The organism is Kitasatospora sp. NPDC092039 (assembly GCF_044756065.1).
Taxonomy (GTDB): domain Bacteria; phylum Actinomycetota; class Actinomycetes; order Streptomycetales; family Streptomycetaceae; genus Kitasatospora.
The window spans coordinates 511,438-535,157 of the sequence record NZ_JBIVSD010000002.1 but is presented as its reverse complement, the minus strand read 5'-3'; the positions used below and the strand labels follow the sequence as shown (position 1 = coordinate 535,157).

Below are 23,720 nucleotides of genomic sequence, written 5' to 3'. Positions count from 1 at the left end.
CGGCTCCCCGCCGGCCCGTCCCGGGCCGGGTCAGGACGGCGACGGAATCCGTCCGCGACGTCATCCGGTCGCTTTTCCCCGGCATTCGGACGGCACCCGCCGACCCCGCTCGCCGGAATTCCCCTCGCGGCGGTGCCCGTCGAACCGCAATCCCCGCATCGGGCGCCGCCGCGTCACGCCACGCCCCCCTCGTCCACGACCCTCCGCCCGCCGCGGAACGCCCCTCAGGCCCCGGCGACCAGCATCCCGCCCATGGCCAGCATGGTCGCCGCGACCACTGCGTCCAGCACCCGCCAGGCCTTCGGCCGGGCCAGCACGCCGCTCAGCAGCCGGGCGCCGAAGCCGAGGGCGGCGAACCAGCCCAGGCTGGCCAGCGCCGCACCCGCGCCGAAGGCCCAGCGCAGGTCGCCGCGGTGGGAGGCGAGCGAGCCCAGCAGGACCACGGTGTCGAGGTAGACGTGCGGGTTCAGCCAGGTCATCGCCAGGCAGGTGAGGACCGCCCGCCGGACGGACCCCGCCCCCGGCCCGCCGTCGGTGAGCGCGGCCGCCGGGTCCGGACGCAGCACCCGCCGGGCCGCCAGGACGCCGTAGCAGAGCAGGAAGGCCCCGCCCGCCAGGCCCACCGCGGTCAGCGCCGCCGGCCAGGCCGTGACCACCGCGCCCACCCCGGTCACGCCGAGGGTGATCAGGACCGCGTCGGAGAGCGCGCAGATGGCGACCACGGCCAGGACGGCCTGCCGACGGGCGCCCTGGCGCAGGACGAAGGCGTTCTGGGCCCCGATGGCCACGATGAGGGAGAGCCCGGTGCCGAAACCGGCGACCACGGCCGCGGTGGTGCTGCTGTTCATGGCTCCGACCGTAGGGATCACCCGGCCATGAGTACAGCTAAGAATTTTTACGTATCCTTAGCTCCACTTATGGACGAACTTCCCCTGGACCAGGTCCGGACCCTGCTCGCGGTGGTCGACGAGGGCACCTTCGACGCCGCGGCCGCCGCCCTGCACGTGACCCCCTCCGCCGTCAGCCAGCGCGTCAAGGCCCTGGAGCAGCGCACCGGGCGGGTGCTGCTGATGCGCACCAAGCCGGTACGGCTCACCGAGTCCGGCGAGGTGGTGGTCCGGTTCGCCCGCCAGCTGGCCCGCCTGGAGCGGGACGCCCGCGCCGAACTGGGCCTGGCGGCCGAGCAGGGCCCGGCCCGGGTGCCGATCGCGGTCAACGCCGACTCCCTCGCCACGTGGTTCCTGCCCGCGCTCACCCGGGTGCCGCAGGACCCGCCGATCTGCTTCGAGCTGCACCGGGAGGACGAGGCCCACACCACCGCTCTGCTGCGCGAGGGCCAGGTGATGGCGGCCGTCACCTCCTCGCCCGACCCGGTGGCCGGCTGCACCGTGCGGCGGCTCGGCCTGGCCCGCTACCTGGCCGTGGCCACGCCGGAGTTCGCCGCCCGCCGGCTCACCGGCGACGTGGCCGAGGACCTGTGCGAGGCCCCCACCGTGGTCTTCGACCGGCGCGACGAGCTCCAGGACGCGTTCGTCCGCTCCCTCACCCGGGGGCGGTCCGGCGCCGGCCGGATCCGCCATATGGTGCCCGCCTCGGACGGGTTCCGGGACGCGGTGGCCGCCGGTCTCGGCTGGGGCCTGGTACCCGAACCGCAGGCCGAGCCGCTGCTGCGCTCCGGCCGGCTGGTGGAACTGGCACCCGGTCGGCCCATGGACGTCCCGCTGTACTGGCAGCAGTGGAAGCTGGACTCGCCCGCCCTGTCCACCGTCGCCGAGGTGGTCGCGGCGGCCGCCGCGGAGGCCCTGCGGGCCGGTTGACGGCGCGGGAGGGCCTGCGGCACCGGAGGCGGGCGCACGGGGGCGGCGCCCAGCCTGTGAGCTGGACTCACAGGATCACCGCCTGTCTGGCTTGGCGTCCCGCCGGTCCGCAGGATGGCCGCATCGGACCTCTGTCAGCCGTCGCGCGGCCGCTTCCGCCTGCCGTCCGAGGGCCCGGCCGCGCCCCCGTACGAGAAGGCGGTACTTCGCCGTGAGCAGCATCTCCGACCCGCCCCGGCCCTCCGACCAGGCCGAGGACGTCCCCCAACTGCCCGCGTCGGCGCGGGCCTTCGACCGGTGGCGCTATGCCGGGGTGTTCCTCCTGCTGTTCCTGTTCGGCACCGAGACCTTCCTGGTCTCGCCCCTGCTGCCGACCATCGCGGACTCGGTCCGCACCAGCGAGGCCGCCGCCGCCTCCAGCGTCACCGCCTACGTGCTGGTGTACGCCGTCGCGGCGCCCTTCCTCGGGCTGCTGAGCGACCGTCTGGGCCGCCGCCGGACCCTGGTCGCGGGCACCCTGCTGTTCGTCCTGTCGAACGCGGCGGCGGCCCTGTCCACCGGGCTGACCCTGCTGGTGGTCTCCCGCGCGGTGGCCGGGCTGGCGGCGGCCGCGGCCGGGCCGGCCATCTGGGCGCACATCGCCGAGAGCGCGCCGGAGGCGGTGCGCGGGCGCGCACTGGGCCTCGGCATGGCCCTGTTCTCCTGCGGCCAGGTGATCGGTGTGCCGCTCGGCGGCTTCCTGGCCGGGCTGGCCGGCTGGCGCTCGGCGTTCTGGGCGCTGGCCGTCGGCACTGCCGCGGCCGTGCCGCTGCTGCTGCGCCAGGTCCGGGGCCGTACGGAGGAGCAGGCGCAACGGGCGGACGCGCCGCGGGTGGGTGCCGTCCGGGCGATCCTGGCGGGCTGGGCCGATCCCACGCTGCGCCGCGCCCTGCTGGTCAACACCGTCTTCAACACCGCCAACCTGGGCGCCTACACCTTCCTCGGCGCGCTGCTGGTGCAGCGCTTCGACCTGTCGGTGCAGGCGCTCGGCCTGGTGGGCGTGCTGGTCGGCGCGGGCAGCGTGGCCGGCTCGCTGCTGGGCGGGCGGCTCGGCGACCGGGCCAGGACCGCCGGGCGCTCCGACCTGCCGTTGCTGCCGCTGTGGGGCGTCCTGCTGGCGGTGGGCGTCGCGGTGGCGGCCGAGGGGCCGGGCCTGGTGCTCGCCCTGGCCGGGGTGACGGTGTGGTTCGTGGCCTCGGGCGGCTTCGTGACGGACCAGCAGACGCTCGCGGGCACCATCGCCCCGGAGCTGCGCGCGACCTCCAGCGCGTGGCTGACCTCGACCATGTACGCGGGCACCGGGGTCGGCGCCTGGGCGGTGGGCGCCTTCGGCGACGTCGCGGACGGCATGCTGGTGATCGGCGCGGGGCTCGCGCTGCCGGCCGCGCTCGGCGCCCTGGCGGTCAGCCTGGGGCTGCGCCGGGCCGCCGGACGGAAGGCCTGAGGTCCGGGCTCAGCCGACCCGGCGATCCCCCTCCGCGTCGCCGACCGGGCGCAACGGGTGCTCGACGAGTTCGGCCATCCGCGCCCGGTCGGCGGCGCCGCTCGGGGTGAACAGCAGCACCGTCGCCGAGGGGTCGTCCACCGGGTGGAAGGAGGACAGGGCCAGCCGGACGGGGCCGAGCCCGGCCGGCTCGACCGTGACGGTGCGGACGGTCAGCTCCGCCACCGAGTGGCACCCCCACCAGTGGCGGAGCTCCGGCGCGTCCTCGTCCAGGTGCCGGTAGACCTCGCCGGTGCGGGCCTCGGCCAGGGCGGCGCCCGCCTGGGCCCGGAAGTGCTGGAAGACGTTCATCGCGAGCGGTTCCCAGTCCCGCAGCACCGCGCGGACCCGGCGGTCGGCGGCCATCACCCACATCAGGTTGCGCCGGTCGGCGGGCACGAACTCGGGCGAGCCCCACAGGGCCGCCCACGCCGCGTTCCAGCCGCGCAGGTCGAAGTGGCGGTCCAGCAGGACGGCCGGGCTGGTGGGCCAGGAGTCCAGGACGTGCTGGATGGCCCCGGTGAGGCGGCCGGTGCCCTCCGGGCCGGCGTCCGGCGCCGGCTCGTGGAAGCCGGCCAGGCGCAGGGCGTGCCGCAGGCCGGCGTCGTCCAGCTTCAGCACCCGGGCGATCGCCTCCAGCACCTGCCGGGAGGCGGCGACCCTGCCCTGCTCGATCCAGGTGTACCAGGCGAGGCCGACGCCGGAGAGGGAGGCGACCTCCTCCCGGCGCAGGCCGGGGGTGCGGCGGCGGGTGGTGGCGGTGAGGCCGACGTCGGCGGGCTTGAGGAGTTCGCGGTGGGCGCGCAGGAAGGCGCCGAGTTCCCGTCCGGTGGGGGGAGTTGACACGGTGGGGCTCCTCGGCCAGGTCCGGTGGTGCGGGGTTCGTGACGAACCCCAGCGTAAGGCGCGGCCCGCCGCTCGTCCCAGGGACGAGCGGCGGGCTACACACGCTGTTAACGGGAGGTGAGCGTCCAGAGCAGCACGGGCATGCTGCTGACGTGTCCCCGCTCGCGCTGCCGGCGCCAGGCGCTCTCACCCACGGCGCGGAAGAACTCGGCCCGGCGTTCCTCCGGCACCAGGCGGCTGTAGTAGTCGCCGAAGGTGGCGGCGTGGAAGTGCTCGTACCGCTCGGCGCTGTCGACGGTGACGACGGCCTCGCGCTCCAGCCGCCCGGCCACCCGGAGGTGCGGACCGATCACCGCCGCGAGGTCCTCGGCGGTCCTGGTGCGGGTCGCGATCGGCAGCACCCCGTGGCGCGCGAACACGGCGGGCACCTCCTGGCGGGGGGTGCCGAGGGCGACCAGCGCGTCGCGGACCAGCTCGTCCTCGCCGCCGAGGCCGTGCTCGTCCCGGGCGGGGTGGTAGGTGGTGAGCAGGAAGCTGCCGTCGGGGGTGAGGTGGGCGGCGGCCCAGGCGAAGACGCGCTCCTCGTCCGGGTGGAGCCAGTGCAGCACCGAGGTCTGGGTGATCACCTCGGCCCGGAACGGCAGCGGCTCGGGCGCGGTGAGGTCGGCCCGGTGCAGGGCGACGCGTTCGCCGTACGGGCGCAGCCGGTCGGCGGCCTCGGCGAGGCGGTGTTCGGAGCGTTCCAGGCCGACGGCACGCCGCAGGGTGGGGAACCGTTCCAGCGCGGCCTGCAGTAGCTGGCCGATCCCGCTGCCCAGGTCGATCAGGGACTCGGGGGCGCCGGTGATCCGGTCGAGCACCCAGTCGCGGTCCTGGACCTGGCGCAGTCGGCTGGCGTCGGCGTACCCGGCGAGGGTGCGGGCCTGGATCTCGACGGCGGACGGGCTCACTTCTGGTCCTCCTCGGTGCCTGCGGGCCGGTCGACCAGCTGGAGCAGGCGCTCGCGGGCGCCGCTCTGGTCGTACCGCTTGAAGATGTTGATCCGGTTGCGGGTCAGGTCGCCCCGGTGGACGTACTCGTAGAGGTCCTGGCGCTGGCCGAAGCCGTCGCCGGTGAGCTCCCAGGCGATCCGGAACAGCCGGGACTTGCGCTCGGCGTCGATGCCGCGCCCGCGCATGTAGCGGTCCAGGTGCGGGCGCAGCCGGGGGTGGGCGAGGTCGGCGGCGGTGGGCTGGATCAGCAGCCCGGAGGCGCCGATCCGGCGGACGATCTCGACGGCGCTGCCGGCCACCTCGGCGGACCAGACCCGGGAGGCGGCGGTGTCGCCGGGGGCGAACAGGCCGCCGTCGGTGGGGCCGCCGCGGGCCTCGGCGGCGTCCAGGAAGTACTCGGTCAGCTCGGCGTAGCCGGCGAGGCGGCCGAGGTCCTCCTGGATGTTGCGGAAGCCGTCCACCCCGATCGACTCGGCGACGAGGGTGGCGGTGGCGAGCAGGGTGCGCAGCCGCTCGCGGTAGCGGATGTGGCCGACGTAGGCGCTCCAGGCGTTGATCCGGCCGAGGCCGAGCCGGGCGAGGCCGGCGTCCCGCAGCAGGAAGACGCGGTCCCAGGGCACCAGGACGTCGTCGAAGAAGAGCATCGCGTCCTGCTCGTCGTACCGCGCGCCGAGCGGATGGGCGTGGCCCCAGGGGGCGCCGCCGAGCGGCTCGCGGGCGAGCGTGACCAGGCCGGGGGTGTTCAGCGGCAGGGCGAACCAGCTCACGAACTGCTCGCCGCGGCCCTCGGTGAAGGAGGCCGAGAGGTAGACCAGCACCTCGTGGGCGAGCGGGGCGAGGGTGGTGAGCTGCTTGGCGCCGCGCACCACGATGCCCCGGTCGTTCTCCTCGATGACGCGCAGGGCGAGGTCCGGGTCGTCGACCGGGTCGGCGGAGCGGTCGATCTGCGGGTCGCCGAGGGCGTGCGAGAGGACGAGGTCGTTGGTGGCGCAGTGGCGGTACCAGGCTTCGGCGTTGGCGCCGAAGCGCGGGTCGGCGGCGGCCAGCCGGTGCCGGAAGTCGTAGACGCCGACGGCGATGGAGGCCATGAAGGCGGGTGAGCGGCCCTGCTGCCCGAGCGCCTCGGCGTGCCAGAACTCGGCGCTGCGGCGCTGGAGCCGGAGCTCGTCGAGGGTGCGCGGGGGCTGGTAGGCGCGGGCGAGGCGCAGGCCGCTGTCCGGGTCCTGCCAGGTGAGCAGGTCGCGGTGGTCGGGGTGGTGCTGGAGGTCGAGAAGGCGGGCCAGCTCGTCCACGGCCGGGCTGAACGCGGGGTGTCCGGCGGGGTCGGTGATCCGCCGGCCGTCGAGGTAGAGCTCGCGCCCGTCGTCGAGTTCGGCCCGGTAGCGGTCGCCGGTGAGCAGGCCTCGGGCGGTGGCGGGCGCGCCGCGACCGGGGGCGGTGTCCAACAGTGTCATGCGCCAACTCCGGTGGGGTTCAGGGGTGTCGGGGCCAGTACGCGGTACCGGGCGTCGTGGTAGAGCAGGGGTGCGCCGGCGCCGTGGTCCGCGGCGGCGACCAGGCCGACCAGGATGGTGTGGTCGCCGCCGGGCAGGGCGGCGTGCAGCCGGCAGTCGAACCAGGCGAGGGCGGACTCGACGAGCGGGGCGCCGGTGGCGGCGGTCCTCGTCGGCACGGCGGCGAAGGCGCCCGCGGCGGTGAAGTCACCGAGCGCGCGGCCGGCTCCGGGGGTGGCGAACCGTCGGGCGACCAGTTCCTGACGGTCCGTCAGAACGGACAGGGCGAACCGCCCGGCGGCCCGGGCGGCCGCGACCAGCGGGCTGTGCCGGCCGACCGCGACGGTGACCAGCGGCGGGTCGAGGGAGAGGGTGCTGAAGGAGGAGACCGTCTTGGCGAAGACCTCCTCGCCCGCGCGGGTGGTGACCACCGCGACCCCGCTGGTCCAGCCCCGGGAGGCGGCCCGGAAGTCCTCCTCGGTGACGTGCTCGGCAATCGGCCGGGCGGCGGGCTGAGCGGTGGGCCCTGCGGCGGGCTGGGCGGCGGTCTCGGCGCCGAGCTGGGTGGCGGGATCGGCCGCCCGGGCGAGGGCGCCGCTCACCGCAGCCCCACCCGGTAGGCGCGCAGCCACTCGTCGACCTGCACCAGGTGGTCGAGGCCGCCGACCGGGTTCGGCGCGGTGCGCGGGCTGGGCAGCGGACGGCCCTCGGCGAGCAGCCGGCGGACCGCTCCACGGTCCACCAGCTCGAAGACCGGCGCGTCCGGGTCGGCCAGCAGCTCCCGCGCCCGGCTCGTGAGCACCTCGGCGTAGCGGACGGCCGGGGTCGACGGGTATCCGCTCTTGGGCCGGTCGGCGACCTGCGGCGGAAGGAGGTCCCGGACGGCGTCGCGCAGCAGGCCCTTGGCCCGCCCGCCCGGCGCCTTGAGCGCCCACGGGACGTTCCACAGGTACTCCACCAGGCGGTGGTCGCAGAACGGCACCCGTACCTCCAGCCCGACCGACATCGACACCCGGTCCACCCGGTCCAGCAACGGGGGCAGCCAGCGGGTGAGCGCGAGGTGGAAGACCTCGCGGGTGCGCGCGTCGGCGGCCGACTCGCCGGGCAGGCGCGGCACTTCGCCGAGCGAGCGCCGGTACGCGGCGGCGGTGTACTCCTCGGGGCGCACCTCGGCCCGGACGTCCGGGCGCAGCAGGTCCGCCGGGGTCGCCCTGCCGTGCAGCCACGGGAAGGTCGGGGCGGCGAGCGCGTCGGCGTCGTGGAAGTACGGGTAGCCGCCGAAGATCTCGTCCGCGGCCTCGCCGGAGAGGGCGACGGTGGAGCGCCGCCGGACCTCGCGGAAGAGCAGGTGCAGGGAGGCGTCCATCTCGCCCCAGCCGGGGCGGTCGCGGGCGCGCAGGACGGCGTCGCGGGCGTCCAGCAGGTCGTCGTCGGGCACCAGGACGGTGGTGTGCACGGTGCCGATGTGCTCGGCGGCGGCCGCCACGTAGGGGGCGTCCAGGGTGGTCCGCCAGGCGTCGGGGGTGCGGTCGGCGCTACCGGGGAAGTCGACGGAGAAGCTGGTGATCTTCCCCTGGCCGGCGCGTTCGCGGGCGGCGGCGGCCAGGGCGGTGACGGCGCTGGAGTCGACGCCGCCGGAGAGCAGGGTGCACAGCGGCACGTCGCTGACCAGCTGGCGCTCGACGGCGTCGGCGAGCAGCTCGCGGACGGTCGCCCGGGTGGTCGCGGCGTCGTCCCGGTGCTCGGCTGACTCCAGCCGCCAGTACCGGACTTCGCGGGTGGCGGCGCGGGTGGCGACCACCAGGTGGCCGGGCCGGACCTCGTGCAGGCCGCGGAAGATCCCGTGGCCGGCGCTCGGCGCGGCGGGCAGCGCGAACAGTTCGGCGACGCCCTCGGCGTCCAGCTCGGCGCGGAACAGCGGGTTGGCGAGGACGGCCTTCGGCTCGGAGCCGAACAGCAGGCCGCCGCGGTGGGCGTGCCAGTAGAGCGGCTTGACGCCGAGGTGGTCGCGGACCAGCAGCAGTTCCTCGCGCCGGGCGTCCCACAGGGCGTAGGCGAAGATGCCGTTGAACCTGGTCGGCGCCTCCTTCCCCCACTGGAGGTGGGCGCGCAGGACCACCTCGGTGTCCGAGCGGGTCCGGAAGACGTGCCCGAGGGCCTCCAGTTCGGTGCGCAGCTCGCGGTGGTTGTACAGCTCGCCGTTGTAGGAGAGGACGGCCGCGGCGTCCGGCCCGGGGCGGTCGGCGAGCGGCTGGGCGCCGCCGTCCGGGTCGATCACGGCGAGCCGGCGGTGGCCGAGGGCGGCGTGCCGGGAGAGCCAGACGCCGTCGGCGTCCGGGCCCCGGCAGGCCAGGGTGGCGGTCATCTCCCGGACGGTCCGGGCCTGGTGGAGCAGGTCGGTGTCCCAGTCGATCCAGCCGGTGATACCGCACATGTCAGGACTCCCCGGGGTCGTCGGCGGCGGTGGGCGTCGCGGTGGCGGCGGGCTCGGCGGCGGTGACGGACCCGGCGGTGACGGACCCGGTGGCGGCGGGCTCGGCGGTGGCGGCCGGCCCGTTCGCGGCGGTGGACTCCCAGCGGCAGCCGTGGCCGGTCGGGCCGTGGGTCAGCCGGTGCGCGGGCCGGTAGCCCTTGGCGCGGATGTTGGCGGACAGCGCCTCGGTGCAGTACGTGCAGGGCGAGGCGAGGGTCAGCCGTACGCCCGAGCGCCGGGCCTTCTCCCGGTAGTCCCAGATCGCGCAGTGCGTGATGGTGAGCGCCGCGCACTCCCGGCCGGGCGCCGCGTCGTCGTCGAACTCGTAGTCGGAGCCGTACAGTTCGGCCTGCCGGGCGATCCGGTGGATCGGGTCGGCGGCGCCCCGGCCGTGGTCGGGCTCGACCTCGCGGTGCACCTCGGCGTTGGACCGGGCCCAGTCGCCGAGGACCTCCTCGCCGTAGCGCAGCACGAGGAAGCGCTCCATCAGGGCCTGGTCGCGGAAGAACACCCGCTGCCACTCGACGGCCGGGGCGTCCGGCTCGGGCAGGTCGGCGAAGAGCTCGGACTGCAGCACGAACCAGTCGGTGAGGTGCGGTTCGTGCCCGCGCGACACCAGGTAGCGGGTCAGCCCGGCCTCGGCCTCGTGCAGCCGCTGCCGCCAGAGCGCGGACCGCTCGGCGTCCGCCATCGCGCGGTACGGGGACCTCGGCTGCTCCGCACCGGGGCCGCCGTCCCGGATCGACGCGGCGGCCAGCACCGCCGTGACCGGACCGGCCTCGACACCCGCCCCGTCACCGGCGACGGTCGGACCGCCGGTCCCGTCGGACACACCCCCCATCGGGCCATCTCCCTTCGGCTGGACGATCCTCCGGACCGTCGTGTCGTCGTCGTTCCCGCCACGCTACGAAGCGGCCCGGGCGCCCCGGTAGCCCCGAACGGCGCCGGTCAGGGCGCCGATCGTCGCCGTGCGGATGCTCCGAAGGTCGCCCCGCGCCGAGCGGGTGGACGGACACGACGGAGGGCGGGCCCCGCGGACCGGCGGGACCCGCCCTCGGGCGGTGTGCGTGGGCGGAGGCGGAACTATCCGGCGAGCCCGTGCCGGTGGGCGTACAGCGCGGCGCGCAGCCGGTCGGGCTGCCCGATCTTGCGCATCGCCTGGGTGAGGTGCTTCTTCACGGTGGCCTCGGCCAGGGCGAGTTCGCGCCCGATCTCGGCGTTGCTCAGCCCCTGCCCGAGCTTGACCAGCACCTCCCGCTCGCGCTCGGTCAGCCCGGCCTGCTGCGGCGGCAGCTCGCCGAGGTGCCGCGCCGGGGCGGCCGGGTGGATCCGGGCCGACGGCGGGGCCGGCAGGAACACCGACCCACCGGCGGCGGCGAGTTGGACCGCGCCGATGATCCGCTCCCCCGCCAGGTCGAGCGGGAAGCAGCCGCCGGCCCCGGCCAGCAGCATCCGGCTCGCCTCGGCGGTCGACTCGGCGCGGCGCAGCAGCAGGACCCTGGCGTCGGGCGCGCCGTCCGGTCCGCGCAGTGCCACCACGGCCGCGAGGTCCTCCTCCAGGCTCGCGCCGCGGCCGAGCAGGACGACGTCGGGGGCGGTGCGGCGCACGGCCGGCACCGCGCGCAGCCGGTCGCCGGTGGAGCCGACCACCGTCAGTCCGGGCGCGGTGGCCAGCACGCTGCGCAGTCCGGCGCTGGTCACCGGGTGCCGCTCGACCAGGAACACCCGGGCCGCCGCGGTACGGTCGCGGCCCTCGTCCACGCACATCGGGTGGCCGCAGCCGCACCCGGCAGCGGCCCTGGCCGCGCCGGGCGGTGCGGGTTCGGCCAGCAGCTGGTGGCCGGCGATCAGGTCGAGCGGATTGTCGATCTCGGCGTGCAGCGGGGGCGCTCCCGTGGCGGGGGCGTCCCCCGGGCCGGTGCCGCCGCAGGCGCCGCGGCGGGCGGGGTACCGGCGGCCGCGCGGGCCGGCCGGGGCGGCGAAGGTGCTCACTGCTGCCATCGGGCACCTCCGGGAACGGAGGCAGGACGTCTGTCGTCGGGCATGGCTCTGCGGTCCCCCTTGCTGGTGGCCGGTCGGCCCCGTGGACGCGGGTGCGACGCGGTGCGCGAAGCGGTCCGCTGCCGGACGTCGCGTGCGGAGCGGCACGCTGCGACAGGGATCGGCCGGCGACGCGGACGGGCGTCGGGTGTGGATCCGGGTGAGGAGAGGGCGTCGACCGCGGCGGGTGCGGAGCAGGGCGGTCAGCGCGTCGCGCGCGGTCGACAGAGCTCGTCGAAGCACCTGCGGTGCCACGAGCCGCCGATCCCGACCAAGGTGAAGTCGGTCCGCCGATTAGCCATGCGGGCACCCTAGGTCCGGTTCCTTGTGCAGGTCAAGGACGGGACCGGGCCTCGGCGGCCCGGGCAGCGGCGCTGCGGGCCACTGCGGATGCTGTGAGCCGGAGTAACAGCATCAGGAGCTGACTGGCTGTCCGGGCCGTCCGTCCGCGACGCTCCTCCCAGCGGCCGCGGCCCTCGCGGCGTCGCCCCGACGCCCGGTGACGGCCGCCGCCCCCGTGCCGGACCCGCGCTCGCCGACGCCGAGACGACGGCACCCCTCGTCCCCGCCTCCCATCCGAGGACTCCCGACGCCCGAAGGAGCAGCAGCGCCATGCCCGCCCCGCCCCACCGGCCCGCCGCCGGCCCGTCCGGCGCCCCGCCCCGGAGGGCCGACGGGTGACCCGGTTCCTGCTGCGCCGGCTCCTGCTGGCCGTCCCCACGCTGCTCGGCGTCACCGCCGTCGTCTTCGTGACCGTCGCGCTCGTCCCCGGCGACCCGGTCACCGCCTTCCTCGGCCCGGGCGCGCCGCCCGAGGCCCGCCGGCAGCTCGCCGAACGGCTCGGTCTGGACCAGCCGTTGCCGGTCCGCTACGCCGACTGGCTCGGCCACGCGCTCACCGGCGACCTCGGCACCTCCGTCTCGGGCCAGCGCCCGGTCGCCGACCTGCTGCTGCCCGCGCTCGGCCAGACCCTCACGCTGACCGCGGCCGCGTTCGTCCTGGTCCTGGCCGGCGGGGTGGCGCTCGGCGCCGTCGGCGCGCTGCGCCCGCGCGGCCCCGGCGGGCGGATCTCCGGCGCCCTGTCCACCCTCGCGGTGTCCGCCCCGCAGTACTCGGTGGCGCTACTGCTGATCGCCGTCTTCGCGGTCGGGCTGCGCTGGCTCCCGGCCGGCGGCACCCACGACGCGTTCGGCTCCGGCGGCCCGGCCGACCTCGCCCGTCACCTGGTCCTCCCGGCGGTCGCCGCCGCGCTGGTCCCGCTCGGGCTCACCGCGCGGGTCTTCCGGGCCGCGCTGGGCACCGTCCTGGCCGGCGAGCTGGCCGACTCGCTGCGCGCCCGCGGCCTGCGCCCGGCCGCCGTGCTGCGGCACTGCGCGCACAACGCCTCCCCCGCGCTGCTGACCATCGGCGGCCTGCAACTCGCCTACCTGCTGGAGGGAGTGGTCTTCGTGGAGACCCTGTTCACCTGGCCCGGCGTCGGCCGGCTGCTGTACGACGCGCTCACCGCCCGGGACCTGCCACTGGTGCAGGGCGGGGTGCTCGTGGTGGCGGTGGCGTTCGTCGGCGTCAACCTCCTGGTGGACGCGGCGCACGCGGCCGTCGACCCGCGGGTGCGGGCCTGACATGACGTCGCACCCGCCCCTCGGACGCCACCTCGGACTGGTCGTCCCCGCCGCCCTCGCCGTCCTGCTGCTCCTGCTCGCCCTCGCCGCGCCGCTGGTCGCCCCGTACGACCCGGCCGCCGGCCGGCTCGCGGACCGGCTGCTCGACCCCGGCAGCCCCGGCCACCCGCTCGGCACCGACGGCCAGGGCCGCGACCTGCTGAGCCGGCTGGTCTGGGCCGGGCGCGCCTCGCTCACCGGCGCCCTGGTGCCGGTCACCGTCGCCACCCTCGCCGGCACGCTGCTCGGCATCGCGGCCGGCCTCGGCGGCCGGCTCACCGAACAGGCCCTGCTGCGCACGCTGGACGTGCTGTACGCCTTCCCCGGGGTGCTGCTGGCGATCGCCGTCGCCTCCCTGCTCACCCCCGGCCTGGGCGCGACCGTGCTCGCGCTGTCCGTGGTGCTCACTCCCGCGGTCGCCCGGGTCGCGTTCACCGAGACCCGGCGGGTCCGGTCCGCCGAGTACCTGGAGGCCGCCCGGGTCAGCGGCGCCGGCTGGGGCGCGCTGGTGCTCCGCCAGGTCGCGCCCGTGGTGGCGCCGGTGGTGCTGGTGTACGCGTCCTCGCTGGTCGGGCTGGCCGTCGTGTACGCCGCCGGGCTGTCCTTCCTCGGGCTCGGGGTCGCCCCGCCCGCCGCCGAGTGGGGCGCGATGCTGGACGAGCTGCGGCCCGCGCTGCTCACCCACCCCTGGGTGGCGGTGCTGCCGGCCCTCGTCATCCTCGCGGTCTCGGTCGTGTTCAACACCCTCGGCGAGGCGCTGCGCACCCGCATCGGCGACACCGTCGCCCACCTGCCGCGGGCCGCCCCGCCGGCACCGCGACGAGCCCCGAAGCAGGTGACCCGGTGAAGGAGCTGCTGGAGGTCGACGCCCTGACCGTCGAGTACCCCGGAGGCGTCCGGGCCGTCGACGGGGTCTCCCTCACCCTGCGCCCCGGCGGCGCCCTGGTGCTGCTCGGCGAGTCCGGCAGCGGCAAGACCACCGTCGCCCGGACGGTGCTCGGCCTGCCCGGCCGGGGCGCCGCCGTCACCGGGGGCGTCCGGCTCGCCGGAACCGACCTGCGGGCGCTCGACGAACGCGCGCTCTCGGACGTCCGCGGCCGGCGGATCGGCTACGTGCCGCAGGACCCGAGCGCCTCGCTCGACCCGCTGCGCCGGATCGGCCCGCAGCTCGCCGAGGTGCTGCGCCGGCACGGGGTCGCCGACGGCCGCCGGGCCGCCCGCGCCGCCGTGCCCGGGCTGCTCGCCACCGCGGGCGTCCCGGACCCGGAACGGGTCGCCCGGGCGTACCCGCACGAGCTCTCCGGCGGGCTGCGCCAGCGCGCCGCGATCGCCCTCGCGGTCTGCTGCGGCCCGGAGCTGCTGATCGCCGACGAGCCGACCACCGCGCTGGACGCCCTGGTCCGCGGCCGGATCCTGGACCTGTTCGCCACCCTGCGCGCCGACTGCGGCATCGCGCTGCTGCTGGTCACCCACGACCTCGCCGCCGCCCGCCGGACCGGCGGCACGGTGGCGGTCATGCGGGCCGGCCGGGTCGTCGAACTCGGCCCCGCCGAGCGGGTGCTCGGCGAGCCCGACCACGCCTTCACCGCCGCCCTGGTGGCCGCCGACCCGGGAGCACGCCGATGAACCCGGCCCCGCCCGCCCTGCTCACCCTGGACGCCGTCGGCAAGCGCTACGGCGACCGGACCGCCGTGGACGGCGTCAGCCTCACGGTCGCGCCCGGCGAGACCCTCGGCCTGGTCGGCGAGTCCGGCTCCGGCAAGTCCACCCTGGCCCGGCTCGCCCTCGGCCTGCTCGCCGCCGACTCCGGCACCGTCCGCTTCGCCGACCGGGACCCGTACCGGCTGCGCGGCCGCGCCGACCGCGCGCTGCGGGGCCGGCTGCAGTACGTCCCGCAGCACCCGCGCGGCTCGCTCAACCCCGCCCTGCGGGCCGGGGAGGCGGTCGCCTTCGCGCTGCGGCTGCACGGCACCCCGCGCGCCGAGCGGGCCGCCGCCGTCGCCCGGCTCTTCGACCGGGTCGGCCTGGAGCCCGCACTCGCCGCCCGCTACCCGCGCGAGCTCTCCGGCGGGCAGCTCCAGCGGGTGGCCGTGGCCCGGGCCCTGGCCACCGGGCCGGAGCTGCTGGTCTGCGACGAACCGACCTCCGCCCTGGACCGCGGCGTGCAGGCCCGGCTCCTCGACCTGCTCACCGAGCTGCGCGAACGCACCGGCCTGGCCTACCTGTTCATCTCCCACGACCTCGCCGTCGTACGCCGGCTCGCCCACCGGGTGCTGGTGCTGCGGCACGGCCGGGTGGTCGAGGAGGGCCCCGCCGACCGCCTCTGGGACTCCCCCGCGCACCCGTACACCCGCGCCCTGCTGGAAGCCGCCACCGGCACCGCCCGACCCACGACCTGACGCCCGCCCCCCGAACGCCGAACCACGAACCACGAACCACCGAACCGACGAGGACCCGCCATGACGCGCACCGCCCGTACCCGCTCCAGAGCCGTCGCCCTGCCGGCCGCCGTCGCCCTGCTCACCGCGGCCGCCGGCTGCGCCGGAACCGACGGCGCCGGCACCGGGGCGGGCGGCGGCGACGGCCGCGGCGGGACGCTGGTCATCGGCGCCACCGGCAAGCTGCCCAACACCGACACCGTGATCGGCGGCGCGGGCTTCGAGGGCAAGCGCCTGGTCTCCTTCCAGCTCTACGAGGGCCTCACCCGCTACGAGCTGCTCCAGGGCACCGACCGGCCGCCGGTCGTCACCGGCGCCCTGGCCACCGACTGGCAGGTCGCGGCCGACCGCAGGACCTGGACGTTCACCCTCCGCCAGGGCGTCAGGTTCCAGGACGGCACCCCCTTCGACGCCGACGCCGTGGTCTTCAACCTGGCGCGCTACCTCGACAAGGGCAGCCCCGAGTACACCGACGCCCTCGGCGCCGCCGCCGCGGAGTACGCGGGCGACATCGTGTCCTACCGCAAGACCGACGCCGACCACGTCGAACTCGTCACCGAGCAGCCCAACGGCCACTTCCCGGAGGACCTCGCGCACGTCCTGATCGCCAGCCCCACCGCCGTCCGCCGGACCGGCACGGCGAACTTCGCCCAACACCCGGTCGGCACCGGACCGTTCGCCTTCGTCTCGCAGACCGAGGGCCAGCAGATCGAGCTCACCGCCAACAAGGACTACTGGCGCGGCGCCCCCAGGCTGGACCGGCTCGTGGTCAAGGCGCTGCCGGACGCCGCCGCCCGCACCGCGGCCCTGCGCTCCGGCGGCGCGAACTGGATCGAGTACCCGAACCCCGACGACCTCGACAGCCTCCGGGCCGACGGCGTCACGGTCGCCACCAACAGCTACGACCACCTCTGGTACTGGATCCTGGACACCTCCAAGGCCCCCTGGGACAACCCGCTGGTGCGCCGGGCCGCCAACTACGCCATCGACCGCGGGGCGATCGCCGACACCCTGCTGCACGGCACCGCCGACCCGGCCTACCAGGCTGCGCCGCGCGCCACCGCCGCCTACGACCCCGCCGGGGACGCCTACTCCTATGACCCGGCCAGAGCACGGCAGTTGCTCGCCGAGGCCGGCGTCCCGAACGGCTTCGCCACCTCCGTCACCGTGCCCACCGGCGGCAGCGGCAACCTGCTCCCGGTGCCGATCGCCGAGGCGATCCAGCGCGACCTCGCCGCCGTCGGCATCCGGGCCGAACTGCGCACCACCGACTGGGCCACCCTGATCGGCGCCGAGGCCAAGGGCCAGGTGGCGCTCGGCTCCGACGCCGTCGCCCAGTCCACCACGCTGTTCCAGTCCGAGGCGCTGCTGCCGCTGTTCGTCGGCTCCAGGAGCCCGTTCTGGACCGGCCACTACGCGAACCCGCAGGTCGACGAACTGCTCGCCGCCTCGGCCGCCGAAACCGACCAGAGCGCCCGGCAGGCCGGCTACCGCCGGGCGCTGGCCCTCGTCACCCAGGACGCGCCCTGGCTCTTCGTCGTCAACGACCGCAATCCGCGGGCGCTCTCGCCGAAGGTCCACGGGCTGGTGCAGCCGCGGTCCTGGTTCATCGACCTCACCACGGTGTGGGTCCGCTGAAGCCCGCTCCCCCTCGCCCGAGCCCCACAGAACGGACACCCGCCCGATGACCACCCCGCACCCGCCGCACCACCGCCCCGAGACCGAACCGCCCAAGTGGGGCATCACCCTGCCCCTGCCGGGCCTGACCATCGACCGGCACCGCTTCCTGGTCGAGCGGCTGCCCGAGCTCGGCTACACCGACGTGTGGAGCGCCGAGGGCGGCGGCACCGACGCCTTCACCCCGCTGGCCGCCACCGCCGCGTGGTCCCCGTCGCTGCGGATCGCCACCGGCATCGTCCCGGTGCACACCCGCGGCCCGGCCGTGCTCGCCCAGACCGCCGCGACGCTCGCCCAACTCGCCCCGGGTCGGGTCCTGCTGGGCATCGGCGCCTCCGTCCCCGCCCACGTCACCGACATCAACGGCATCCCCTTCGACGAGCCCTTCAAGCGCACCCGGGACGTCCTGCGCTTCGTCACCCGGGCGCTGCGCGGCGAGTACGTCACCGGCGGCTTCGACACCTTCGACATCACCGGCTACCGGTTGCCGCACCCGCCGGCCGAACCGGTCAAGGTGATCCTGGGCGCACTGCGGCCCAACATGCTCCGGCTCGGCTTCACCGAGGGGGACGGCGCCATCACCAACCTGCTGTTCCCGCACGACGTGCCGAAGATCCTGGAGACCGTCGGCCCGCAGCCGCCCGGCAAGGAGCTGGTGGTCAAGGTCTTCGTCTGCCCCACCGAGGACACCGACTACGCCCACCGCGCCACCCGGCCCTTCCTGGCCTGGATCCTCAACCGCGAGCCGTACCGGAAGTTCCACGAGTGGCTGGGCCACGGCGAGCTGCTCGCCGAGACGCACCGCCGCTGGGCCGAGGGGGACCCGGAGGGCGCCCAGAAGGCCCTGCCGGACGAGGTCGTCGACGGACTCTTCGTCAGCGGCTCCCCCGAGGAGTGCCGCGAGCGCATCCTCGCCTACCACCGCCCGGGCGTCACCACCATCCAGCTGTACGTGTCGCTGCCGCCCGAGGTGTTCGTCAGCCGGGCCAAGCTGCTCGACACCCTCGCCCGGCTCGGCCCGGCCGCCCGCTGACCCGCCCCGCCCCTTCCCATCCGAGGAGAGCCCGTGCCCCTGGAGATCCGCGGCGGGGTCCGCGCCGCCCCCGTCCCCGGCGACACCCCGCAGGAGCGCCAGGCCCTGCGCTGGGCCCCCGACGGCCGCGACCGCACCGCCGACCCCGCGTACATCGCCCGCACCGCGCGCGAGAACGAGGAGGACGGGCTGGACAGCGCCCTCGTGGTGCAGTCCAGCTCGTGGCCCGACCCCTGGCTGGTGGCCTCCTGGGCGCTGGCCGCCACCACCCGGCTGCGCGTCGCCGTCGCACACCGGATCGGCACCACCGCGCCCACCGTCGCCGCCCGCTCCCTGGCGACCCTGGACCGCCTCTCCGGCGGACGGGCGGCGGCGCACGTCATCATCGGCTCCAGCGACCTCGACACCGCCCGCGACGGCGACCGCCTCGACAAGGCGGAGCGCTACCGCCGGGCCGAGGAGTACCTCGACCTGTTCACCCGCTACCTGCGCGCCGACCAGGACATCGACCACGAGGGCGAGTTCTACACCGTGACCGCCGCCCGCCCCGGCCTGCACCCGAGACCGGGCGGCGAGCTGCTCTCCTTCGGCGGCTCGTCCCCGCAGGGCCTCGACCTCGCCGCCCGCTACGCCGAGGTCTACGCCGTCAGCCCGCTGCCGCTGCCCGACACCCGCCGCCGGATCGCCCAGGCCCGCGCCGCGGCCGCCGCCCACGGCCGGTCCCTGCGGATCTGGCGGCACCTCACCGTCGTCCTCGCCGACACCGACGAGCAGGCCCGCGACCGCGTCCGCCGACTGCGCCGCGACGCCCTGCGCCTCACCTCCGGCGGCGGAGCCGGCCGCTGGCGGGAGGCCGTCCAGCTCGACCGCGACCGCGAACGCGGCCGCTCCGACCCCGCGCACGGCGACGAGCAGGTCGCCGCCTACGTCCGCCGCTCCCTCACCGCCGCCTACACCGGCTCCCCCGCCACCGTCGCCACCCGCATCGGACTCCTCCGCTCCGCGGGCGTGGACATCGTCCAACTCGACCTCCCCGTCGAGACCGACCACGACCGCGACCTGCGCCGCACCCTCGTCCGCCGGCTGCGCACCGGCCACGGCACCCCGGCCGAACGCCGCCTCTGGTGACCCCGGCGAGCCCGGCGGCCCCGCACGTCCCGGTCCCCGCGCCGTCCGGTCGTTCCGGGCCGTCCGGTCCCCCGCTCGGCGGTCAGCGTGCCGGGGTGAAGTCCGGCAGGCGCCGCACGCTGTCGGCGACGGCGGCGAAGCCGTACTCCAGCATCCGCCGCTCGTACCGCCCGACGGCGTCCGGGAGTTCGGCCCGCCCGCGCTGGACGGCGGTGAGCGTACGGGCCAGCAGGGCGGCGTCGCGCAGGGCCGAGTTGGCCCCCTGGCCGCCGCTCGGCGGCATGGTGTGGATCGCGTCCCCGAGCAGGGTGACCCGCCGGCTGCCCGCCCAGTGCGGCACCGGTTCGGCGTAACGGGCGCTCAGCGGCGCGCTGTTGACGACGTCGGCCCGGTGGACGAGGTCGACGAGGTCCGGGTGCCAGCCGTCGAGCAGGTCGAGCAGGTCGGCCCTGACCGCCTCCCAGTTCCGCGTCCCGGCGGGAAGCGGCTCGGCCGGCATCACCACCCAGCGCAGGTAGCTGCCGGTGTCGGGCAGCCGGACGTCGGGGGCCAGTTCGGCGGCCGCCAGCCGGGGCGGGCGGCGGAACTCCATCCGGCCGAGCAGCATGCTCACCCGGGTGCCGCGGGCACCGGTGCCCTGGACGACGGTGCCGAAGCCGGGGACGAGGGCGGCGAACCGCTCGGTGAGCGGGGTGCGCCCGAGGACGGCGCCGCCGGGGAGGGTCACCACCCGGGCGCCGGGCAGCAGTTGGCGGCGCACCGCCGAGCCCACGCCGTCCGCGCCGACGAGCAGGTCGCCGACCGCGCCGCCGCCGTCGCCGAGGTGCGCCTCGACCGTGCCGTCCGCCCGCTCGGTGTAGCCGGTCACGGGCTTGCCGAACTCGACCCGGTCGCCGAGCCCGGCCAGCAGCAGTTGACGCAGCACGTGGCGGTCGACGGCCGTGCCCTCGTCCGCGACGCCGAGCCGGCGGACCTCCCGCAGCCGCTGGTCCACGACCAGCCGCTCGCCCGCCAGCGGACCGGAGACGGCCGCCAGCAGGGCGTGCAGCCGCTCCGGCAGGCAGGCGTGCAGAGCGGACAGGCCGTGGGCGTTCAGGGCGATCCGGAAGCCCTGGTAGCGGCTGTCCGGGCCGTCCTCCCGCTCGTGGACCCGGACGTCCACGCCCGCCCGCAGCAGCCCGTGCGCGAGGCAGAGCCCGCCGAGTCCGGCCCCGGCCACCAGTACCTTCATGTCCGCTCCCCTGTCCGTCCCGCCGTGCGGGCTCTCCGTGGGTCGAGCCTGTCGCACGGGGCCGGCCCGGTGTCAGTGAGTTCTGTGGCCGGAAGGTCATGACGGATGTCATGGGGACGGTCCGACCAGGCGCGGAGCGCGGGCCCGTAGCATGGCCACCTTCGACGGACAGCGGTACGAGGAGAGGAACGGGACGTGCGCGGGGGCGAGTTGGTGGGCGGTCTGGGGCGGCTGGTCGGAGCGGCGGCCGGAGCGGCCGCGGGGGCGGCGGCCGGATTGGGCGAGGCCGGGCGGCAGGCCGTCCAGCGGGGCGGACGGGGAGCGGCGGCGGGCGGCCGGTGGGCGCACACGGCGCTCACCTCCGTCGCCCCGCCGCCGGTGCCCGCCACCGCGCCGTGGAAGCTGTCGGTGGGCACCCTGATCGGCCGCCACCCCCTGACCCCGGCCGTGGTGCACAAGCTGCTCGGGCTCCTGGACGGCCTCGGCGCCGTCCACCTGGGGCCGTCCCAGGTCGGCTTCGACGGCGAGGAGGTCGACTGGGAGAAGGTCGTCGAGATCCGCACCAGCAACGCCTTCGAGGTGCTGACCACCACCGCGCTGGAGCAGGAGGTGGATCGGATCCGCGAGTTCCTCCCGCCGGTGCCCGGCCGCAAGTGGGTCGTCACCCGGGCCGGCGAGGCACTGACCACCGTCGTCCTCGCCGCCCTCGAACGCGCCTCGGACGACCAGCGCCTGGACGAACTGACCGTCCCGGCCCGCATCGTCCACCGCGGCCTGCTCGGCCGACAGAAGACCCTGGACGCGGGCGCGTTCGCCGCCGCGGCGCTCGTCGTCGCCGACCGCGCCGGCGAGAGCCTGATCGCCACCGCCCGCAGCCGGGGCATCCCGGTCCTGCCCGTCGACGAACCCGCCGAGCCGACCGGCACCTCCCGGGTCGCCCTCCTGCGGGAACGCACCGACTCCGTCGCCCGGCTGCTGAGCCGCATCGAGCAGAGCGACCCGCAGACCCCACCGGCCGCCGGAGCGGCCCCGCAACCACCTCTGTCGCTCGGCAAGGGCCCGGACGACGACGCGGGTGACGACGGCCGGCCGCCACGGGCCGGTTGAGACCCCCATCGGTCCGAGAACCACCTAGGCGCTGGCGCGGCTCGACCACCAGACCGAGCCGAAGAGGAGCGCGCCGGGGAGGATGCCCGCGACGGTGGAGACGGCGGGGGCGGGGGCGCCGAGGAAGGCGAGGGCCATGCCGAGTGCACCGCAGGCCGCCATCGAGCCGCCGAGGACGCGGAGCGGGGGTCGGCTCCACGCGGTCGCGAGGCCGAAGAAGTGGACGCCGACGACGAAGGCGATCCAGCCGGCGGTGGCGGCGGGCGTGTGGAGGACTTTGTGGATGACGAGGAGGCCGACGGCTATGCCGACGACCTCGGCTGCGGCGACGAACCAGTAGTACCGGCCGAAGCGCAGCGGGGCGGCGGTGGTGGCCTCGGGGACGGGCCGGCGGTTGAAGACCCCGAGGAGCAGGAGCGCGACGACGGCGAGGACCCGCAGGGGGATGCCGACGGCGTTCGGAAGGGCACCGGCATTGGCCTGGACGAAGAATAGCCCGAAGCTCGACCCGATGAGCCTGGTGGCTCGTACTCTGTTCATGATCGCGAAGATAGCGCGACGGCCGTCCTCACTCGAACGCACCCTTCCACCCGCCTGCCGAGGCCGGTCGGTCCGCGTGCTGGGAGATGAGCGCGGGGCGGCCCCGTACCGGTGGCGACGGCTGCCGCGCGGGCTTCGTCAGAAGTGCAGGACGCCGATGTCGCGGACGGTCTGGGCGAGGGCCCGGACGAGGTCGTTCTCTCCGTCCTTGCGCCACACCAGGGCGTAGGGGATCGTCCCCATGTCGGGGACGGGGACGAAGCGGACGTGGGACATGGACCAGTAGCGGGTGACGTGGGAGGGAAAGGGGTGGACGATCTCGCCGGTGCTGACGAGGTGGATCAGCTCGTCGGCGTTGGTGACCTGTTCGACGCGTTCGATCGGCTTTCCCCGGACCGTGTGGAACGACAGGTAGGCGTCCTCCCAGTAGTCGGGCATGTCGGGTGGCATGGCATGGGCGTAGTCGGCCAGGGCCTCGAACGGGACGGAGTGCCGTTCGGCGAGTTCGTGGCCTGCGGCGACGGCCAGGACGCGGGGGTCGCGGAACAGGATGGGCCCGACGGTGAGATCGGGCTCGTCGACCGGCAGCCAGGTGAGGAAGACGTCCATGTCGCCCTCGCGCAGCCTGGCGAACGGGTCGAGGTAGGGCGCCCGGCGCAGCTGCAGTTCCCACTGGGGATGACGGGAGCGGAAGGTCTCCCAGTAGGGGTACATGTCGGGCACGTTGAACGGCATCATGCCGACGCGCAGGCGTGCGGTCTTGCCGCGGGTCGCCATCCGGGCGCGTTCGAGGCTGTCGCGCAGGTTCGCGTAGACCGGCCGCAGGTCGCTGCGGAGCTGCTCGCCGAGCGGGGTCAGGCGAATCTGGCGGCGGTTGGAACGGTCGAACAGCAGGCCGCCCAGTTGTCGCTCCTGACGTCCGATCACCTGGCTGACGCGAGCCTGCGTGAGGTGCAACCGGGCGGCCGCCCTGCCGAAGTGCAGCTCCTCCGCCAACGTCAGGAAGATCTCGATGTCGCGTACTTCCACCCGTGCCGACCCCCGTCATAAGCCTCGGTTATCGGATCTTACTGATCTTCGACCTTGATGGGCGCGGTGGGGGGTTGGAAGATCGACGGCGGCCGGAACCGCCGCGCGTGGTCCGTGGGCGCTGCGGCACCCCTACCGGTACCCCGTGCACCGCGCGCGCACGCACCCGAGCCACGGCAGACCGATCGTTCCACTTCCGAGGAGTTGCGGCATTGACGTTCCGTACCACGGCCGAGGTGATCCACTGCTTCAACCGCGCCTTCATCGAGCATGACGCCTCCTTGCTCGCCGACCTGATCGCCGACGACTGCGTCATGGAGGCGAGGGAGCCGGCTCCCGACGGAGCCCGCTACGAGGGCCGCGCCGAGTGCCTGGAGTTCTGCCGGGCACTCGCCGATGACCGCACGATCCAGTTCGAGCCGGAGGCCGTCGTCGTCACCGGTGAACGGGCAACGGTCCGCTGGCGGTGCCACTTCCACGACGGACCCGTCGACTCGGTCCGCGGCGTGAGCCTCACGCTCGTACGGGACGGCTTGATCGTCGAGTCCCTCGGCTACAGCAAGACCACGGAGGACGCCCCCTCGGCCGAGGGCGGAATCCACGGAGAGCCCGGGGAATCCTGACGGCAGCCGTGAAGCTGCTGCTCGGCGGTACGGCCGCCGGATCGGGGAAACCCGGCCGGGACCGCCCCGG

At 75.8% G+C, this 23,720-nt stretch carries 22 protein-coding genes; 11 read left to right on the top strand and 11 right to left on the bottom strand.

The features are described 5' to 3' along the window. Positions 1-224: 224 nt before the first annotated feature. Positions 225-848 carry a LysE/ArgO family amino acid transporter gene (locus ACIQI7_RS05455; RefSeq protein WP_401105384.1) on the bottom strand — a complete coding sequence of 208 codons (624 nt, stop codon included), beginning with the start codon at positions 846-848 and terminating at the stop codon, positions 225-227. Between the two features lie 69 nt (positions 849-917). Here ACIQI7_RS05455 and ACIQI7_RS05450 point away from each other — a divergent pair, with 69 nt between their 5' ends. Both ACIQI7_RS05450 and ACIQI7_RS05445 read left to right on the top strand, forming a co-directional pair. Further along, the gene (locus ACIQI7_RS05450; RefSeq protein WP_401105382.1) at positions 918-1,817 is read left to right on the top strand and encodes a LysR family transcriptional regulator ArgP; all 900 of its coding nucleotides are present in this window, start codon (positions 918-920) and stop codon (positions 1,815-1,817) included. 211 nt (positions 1,818-2,028) lie between these two features. Further along, positions 2,029-3,300: an MFS transporter gene (locus ACIQI7_RS05445; RefSeq protein WP_401105380.1), complete on the top strand. Its 1,272-nt coding sequence runs from the start codon at positions 2,029-2,031 to the stop codon at positions 3,298-3,300. Between the two features lie 9 nt (positions 3,301-3,309). Here ACIQI7_RS05445 and ACIQI7_RS05440 read toward each other — a convergent pair whose 3' ends face one another. The 7 genes from ACIQI7_RS05440 to ACIQI7_RS05410 form a co-directional block, all read right to left on the bottom strand. Continuing rightward, positions 3,310-4,185 (bottom strand): helix-turn-helix domain-containing protein, encoded by an 876-nt coding sequence (locus ACIQI7_RS05440; protein WP_401105378.1) that lies wholly within the window; start codon positions 4,183-4,185, stop codon positions 3,310-3,312. A 107-nt stretch (positions 4,186-4,292) separates the two neighbouring features. Further along, complete coding sequence (locus tag ACIQI7_RS05435) at positions 4,293-5,135, bottom strand: class I SAM-dependent methyltransferase (RefSeq protein WP_401105376.1); 843 nt, start codon at positions 5,133-5,135, stop codon at positions 4,293-4,295. Next, positions 5,132-6,631, bottom strand: a complete 1,500-nt coding sequence (locus ACIQI7_RS05430) for a 4-hydroxyphenylacetate 3-hydroxylase family protein (RefSeq protein ID WP_401105374.1) — start codon at positions 6,629-6,631, stop codon at positions 5,132-5,134. The genes ACIQI7_RS05435 and ACIQI7_RS05430 overlap by 4 nt, the downstream gene beginning before the upstream one ends. Next, a complete protein-coding gene (locus tag ACIQI7_RS05425) occupies positions 6,628-7,272 on the bottom strand; it encodes a flavin reductase family protein (protein WP_401105372.1) in 645 nt (214 codons plus the stop codon). Before ACIQI7_RS05425 ends, ACIQI7_RS05430 begins: the two co-directional genes overlap by 4 nt. Then, complete coding sequence (asnB, locus tag ACIQI7_RS05420) at positions 7,269-9,104, bottom strand: asparagine synthase (glutamine-hydrolyzing) (RefSeq protein ID WP_401105370.1); 1,836 nt, start codon at positions 9,102-9,104, stop codon at positions 7,269-7,271. Before asnB ends, ACIQI7_RS05425 begins: the two co-directional genes overlap by 4 nt. Position 9,105: 1 nt before the next feature. Then, complete coding sequence (locus ACIQI7_RS05415; protein ID WP_401105368.1) at positions 9,106-9,984, bottom strand: hypothetical protein; 879 nt, start codon at positions 9,982-9,984, stop codon at positions 9,106-9,108. A gap of 242 nt (positions 9,985-10,226) precedes the next feature. After that, the gene (locus tag ACIQI7_RS05410; RefSeq protein ID WP_401105366.1) at positions 10,227-11,144 is read right to left on the bottom strand and encodes a LuxR C-terminal-related transcriptional regulator; all 918 of its coding nucleotides are present in this window, start codon (positions 11,142-11,144) and stop codon (positions 10,227-10,229) included. A 716-nt stretch (positions 11,145-11,860) separates the two neighbouring features. On the opposite strand from ACIQI7_RS05410, the gene ACIQI7_RS05405 reads away from it, so the two are divergent. Genes ACIQI7_RS05405 through ACIQI7_RS05375 form a run of 7 tightly spaced genes read left to right on the top strand, consistent with a single transcriptional unit; the run spans position 11,861 to position 19,120 of the window. Then, positions 11,861-12,805: an ABC transporter permease gene (locus tag ACIQI7_RS05405; protein ID WP_401105364.1), complete on the top strand. Its 945-nt coding sequence runs from the start codon at positions 11,861-11,863 to the stop codon at positions 12,803-12,805. A gap of 1 nt (position 12,806) precedes the next feature. Next, positions 12,807-13,691 (top strand): ABC transporter permease, encoded by an 885-nt coding sequence (locus ACIQI7_RS05400; RefSeq protein ID WP_401105362.1) that lies wholly within the window; start codon positions 12,807-12,809, stop codon positions 13,689-13,691. After that, positions 13,688-14,470 (top strand): ABC transporter ATP-binding protein, encoded by a 783-nt coding sequence (locus tag ACIQI7_RS05395; RefSeq protein ID WP_401105360.1) that lies wholly within the window; start codon positions 13,688-13,690, stop codon positions 14,468-14,470. The genes ACIQI7_RS05400 and ACIQI7_RS05395 overlap by 4 nt, the downstream gene beginning before the upstream one ends. Further along, positions 14,467-15,243 (top strand): ABC transporter ATP-binding protein, encoded by a 777-nt coding sequence (locus tag ACIQI7_RS05390; protein WP_401105358.1) that lies wholly within the window; start codon positions 14,467-14,469, stop codon positions 15,241-15,243. Before ACIQI7_RS05395 ends, ACIQI7_RS05390 begins: the two co-directional genes overlap by 4 nt. 60 nt (positions 15,244-15,303) lie before the next feature. Next, positions 15,304-16,920: an ABC transporter substrate-binding protein gene (locus ACIQI7_RS05385; RefSeq protein WP_401105356.1), complete on the top strand. Its 1,617-nt coding sequence runs from the start codon at positions 15,304-15,306 to the stop codon at positions 16,918-16,920. A gap of 46 nt (positions 16,921-16,966) precedes the next feature. Then, a complete protein-coding gene (locus ACIQI7_RS05380) occupies positions 16,967-17,992 on the top strand; it encodes an LLM class F420-dependent oxidoreductase (protein ID WP_401105354.1) in 1,026 nt (341 codons plus the stop codon). Positions 17,993-18,025: 33 nt separating this feature from the next. Next, positions 18,026-19,120 carry an LLM class flavin-dependent oxidoreductase gene (locus tag ACIQI7_RS05375; protein WP_401105352.1) on the top strand — a complete coding sequence of 365 codons (1,095 nt, stop codon included), beginning with the start codon at positions 18,026-18,028 and terminating at the stop codon, positions 19,118-19,120. Positions 19,121-19,202: 82 nt separating this feature from the next. Here the strand turns inward: ACIQI7_RS05375 and ACIQI7_RS05370 are convergent, their stop codons facing one another. Continuing rightward, on the bottom strand, positions 19,203-20,351 hold the full coding sequence (locus ACIQI7_RS05370; protein ID WP_401105350.1) for an FAD-dependent oxidoreductase: 1,149 nt from the start codon (positions 20,349-20,351) through the stop codon (positions 19,203-19,205). Between the two features lie 195 nt (positions 20,352-20,546). Here ACIQI7_RS05370 and ACIQI7_RS05365 point away from each other — a divergent pair, with 195 nt between their 5' ends. Continuing rightward, positions 20,547-21,458, top strand: coding sequence for a hypothetical protein (locus tag ACIQI7_RS05365; protein ID WP_401105348.1), 912 nt, complete (start codon positions 20,547-20,549; stop codon positions 21,456-21,458). A gap of 24 nt (positions 21,459-21,482) precedes the next feature. On the opposite strand, the gene ACIQI7_RS05360 is transcribed toward ACIQI7_RS05365, so the two are convergent. Next, the gene (locus ACIQI7_RS05360) at positions 21,483-21,998 is read right to left on the bottom strand and encodes a hypothetical protein (RefSeq protein ID WP_401105346.1); all 516 of its coding nucleotides are present in this window, start codon (positions 21,996-21,998) and stop codon (positions 21,483-21,485) included. Positions 21,999-22,136: 138 nt separating this feature from the next. Continuing rightward, positions 22,137-23,027, bottom strand: a complete 891-nt coding sequence (locus ACIQI7_RS05355; protein ID WP_401105344.1) for a LysR family transcriptional regulator — start codon at positions 23,025-23,027, stop codon at positions 22,137-22,139. Between the two features lie 212 nt (positions 23,028-23,239). On the opposite strand from ACIQI7_RS05355, the gene ACIQI7_RS05350 reads away from it, so the two are divergent. Then, the gene (locus ACIQI7_RS05350; RefSeq protein WP_401105342.1) at positions 23,240-23,650 is read left to right on the top strand and encodes a nuclear transport factor 2 family protein; all 411 of its coding nucleotides are present in this window, start codon (positions 23,240-23,242) and stop codon (positions 23,648-23,650) included. Positions 23,651-23,720 lie beyond the last annotated feature (70 nt).

Excerpts from the sequence above, each read along its gene's own strand:
- ACIQI7_RS05385 (WP_401105356.1), top strand. The coding sequence starts at position 15,304 with ATGACGCGCACCGCCCGTACCCGCTCCAGAGCCGTCGCCCTGCCGGCC.
- ACIQI7_RS05370 (WP_401105350.1), bottom strand. The coding sequence starts at position 20,351 with ATGAAGGTACTGGTGGCCGGGGCCGGACTCGGCGGGCTCTGCCTCGCG.
- asnB (WP_401105370.1), bottom strand. The coding sequence starts at position 9,104 with ATGTGCGGTATCACCGGCTGGATCGACTGGGACACCGACCTGCTCCAC.
- ACIQI7_RS05455 (WP_401105384.1), bottom strand. The coding sequence starts at position 848 with ATGAACAGCAGCACCACCGCGGCCGTGGTCGCCGGTTTCGGCACCGGG.
- ACIQI7_RS05415 (WP_401105368.1), bottom strand. The coding sequence starts at position 9,984 with ATGGGGGGTGTGTCCGACGGGACCGGCGGTCCGACCGTCGCCGGTGAC.
- ACIQI7_RS05430 (WP_401105374.1), bottom strand. The coding sequence starts at position 6,631 with ATGACACTGTTGGACACCGCCCCCGGTCGCGGCGCGCCCGCCACCGCC.
- ACIQI7_RS05380 (WP_401105354.1), top strand. The coding sequence starts at position 16,967 with ATGACCACCCCGCACCCGCCGCACCACCGCCCCGAGACCGAACCGCCC.
- ACIQI7_RS05400 (WP_401105362.1), top strand. The coding sequence starts at position 12,807 with ATGACGTCGCACCCGCCCCTCGGACGCCACCTCGGACTGGTCGTCCCC.
- ACIQI7_RS05390 (WP_401105358.1), top strand. The coding sequence starts at position 14,467 with ATGAACCCGGCCCCGCCCGCCCTGCTCACCCTGGACGCCGTCGGCAAG.
- ACIQI7_RS05360 (WP_401105346.1), bottom strand. The coding sequence starts at position 21,998 with ATGAACAGAGTACGAGCCACCAGGCTCATCGGGTCGAGCTTCGGGCTA.
- ACIQI7_RS05450 (WP_401105382.1), top strand. The coding sequence starts at position 918 with ATGGACGAACTTCCCCTGGACCAGGTCCGGACCCTGCTCGCGGTGGTC.
- ACIQI7_RS05410 (WP_401105366.1), bottom strand. The coding sequence starts at position 11,144 with ATGGCAGCAGTGAGCACCTTCGCCGCCCCGGCCGGCCCGCGCGGCCGC.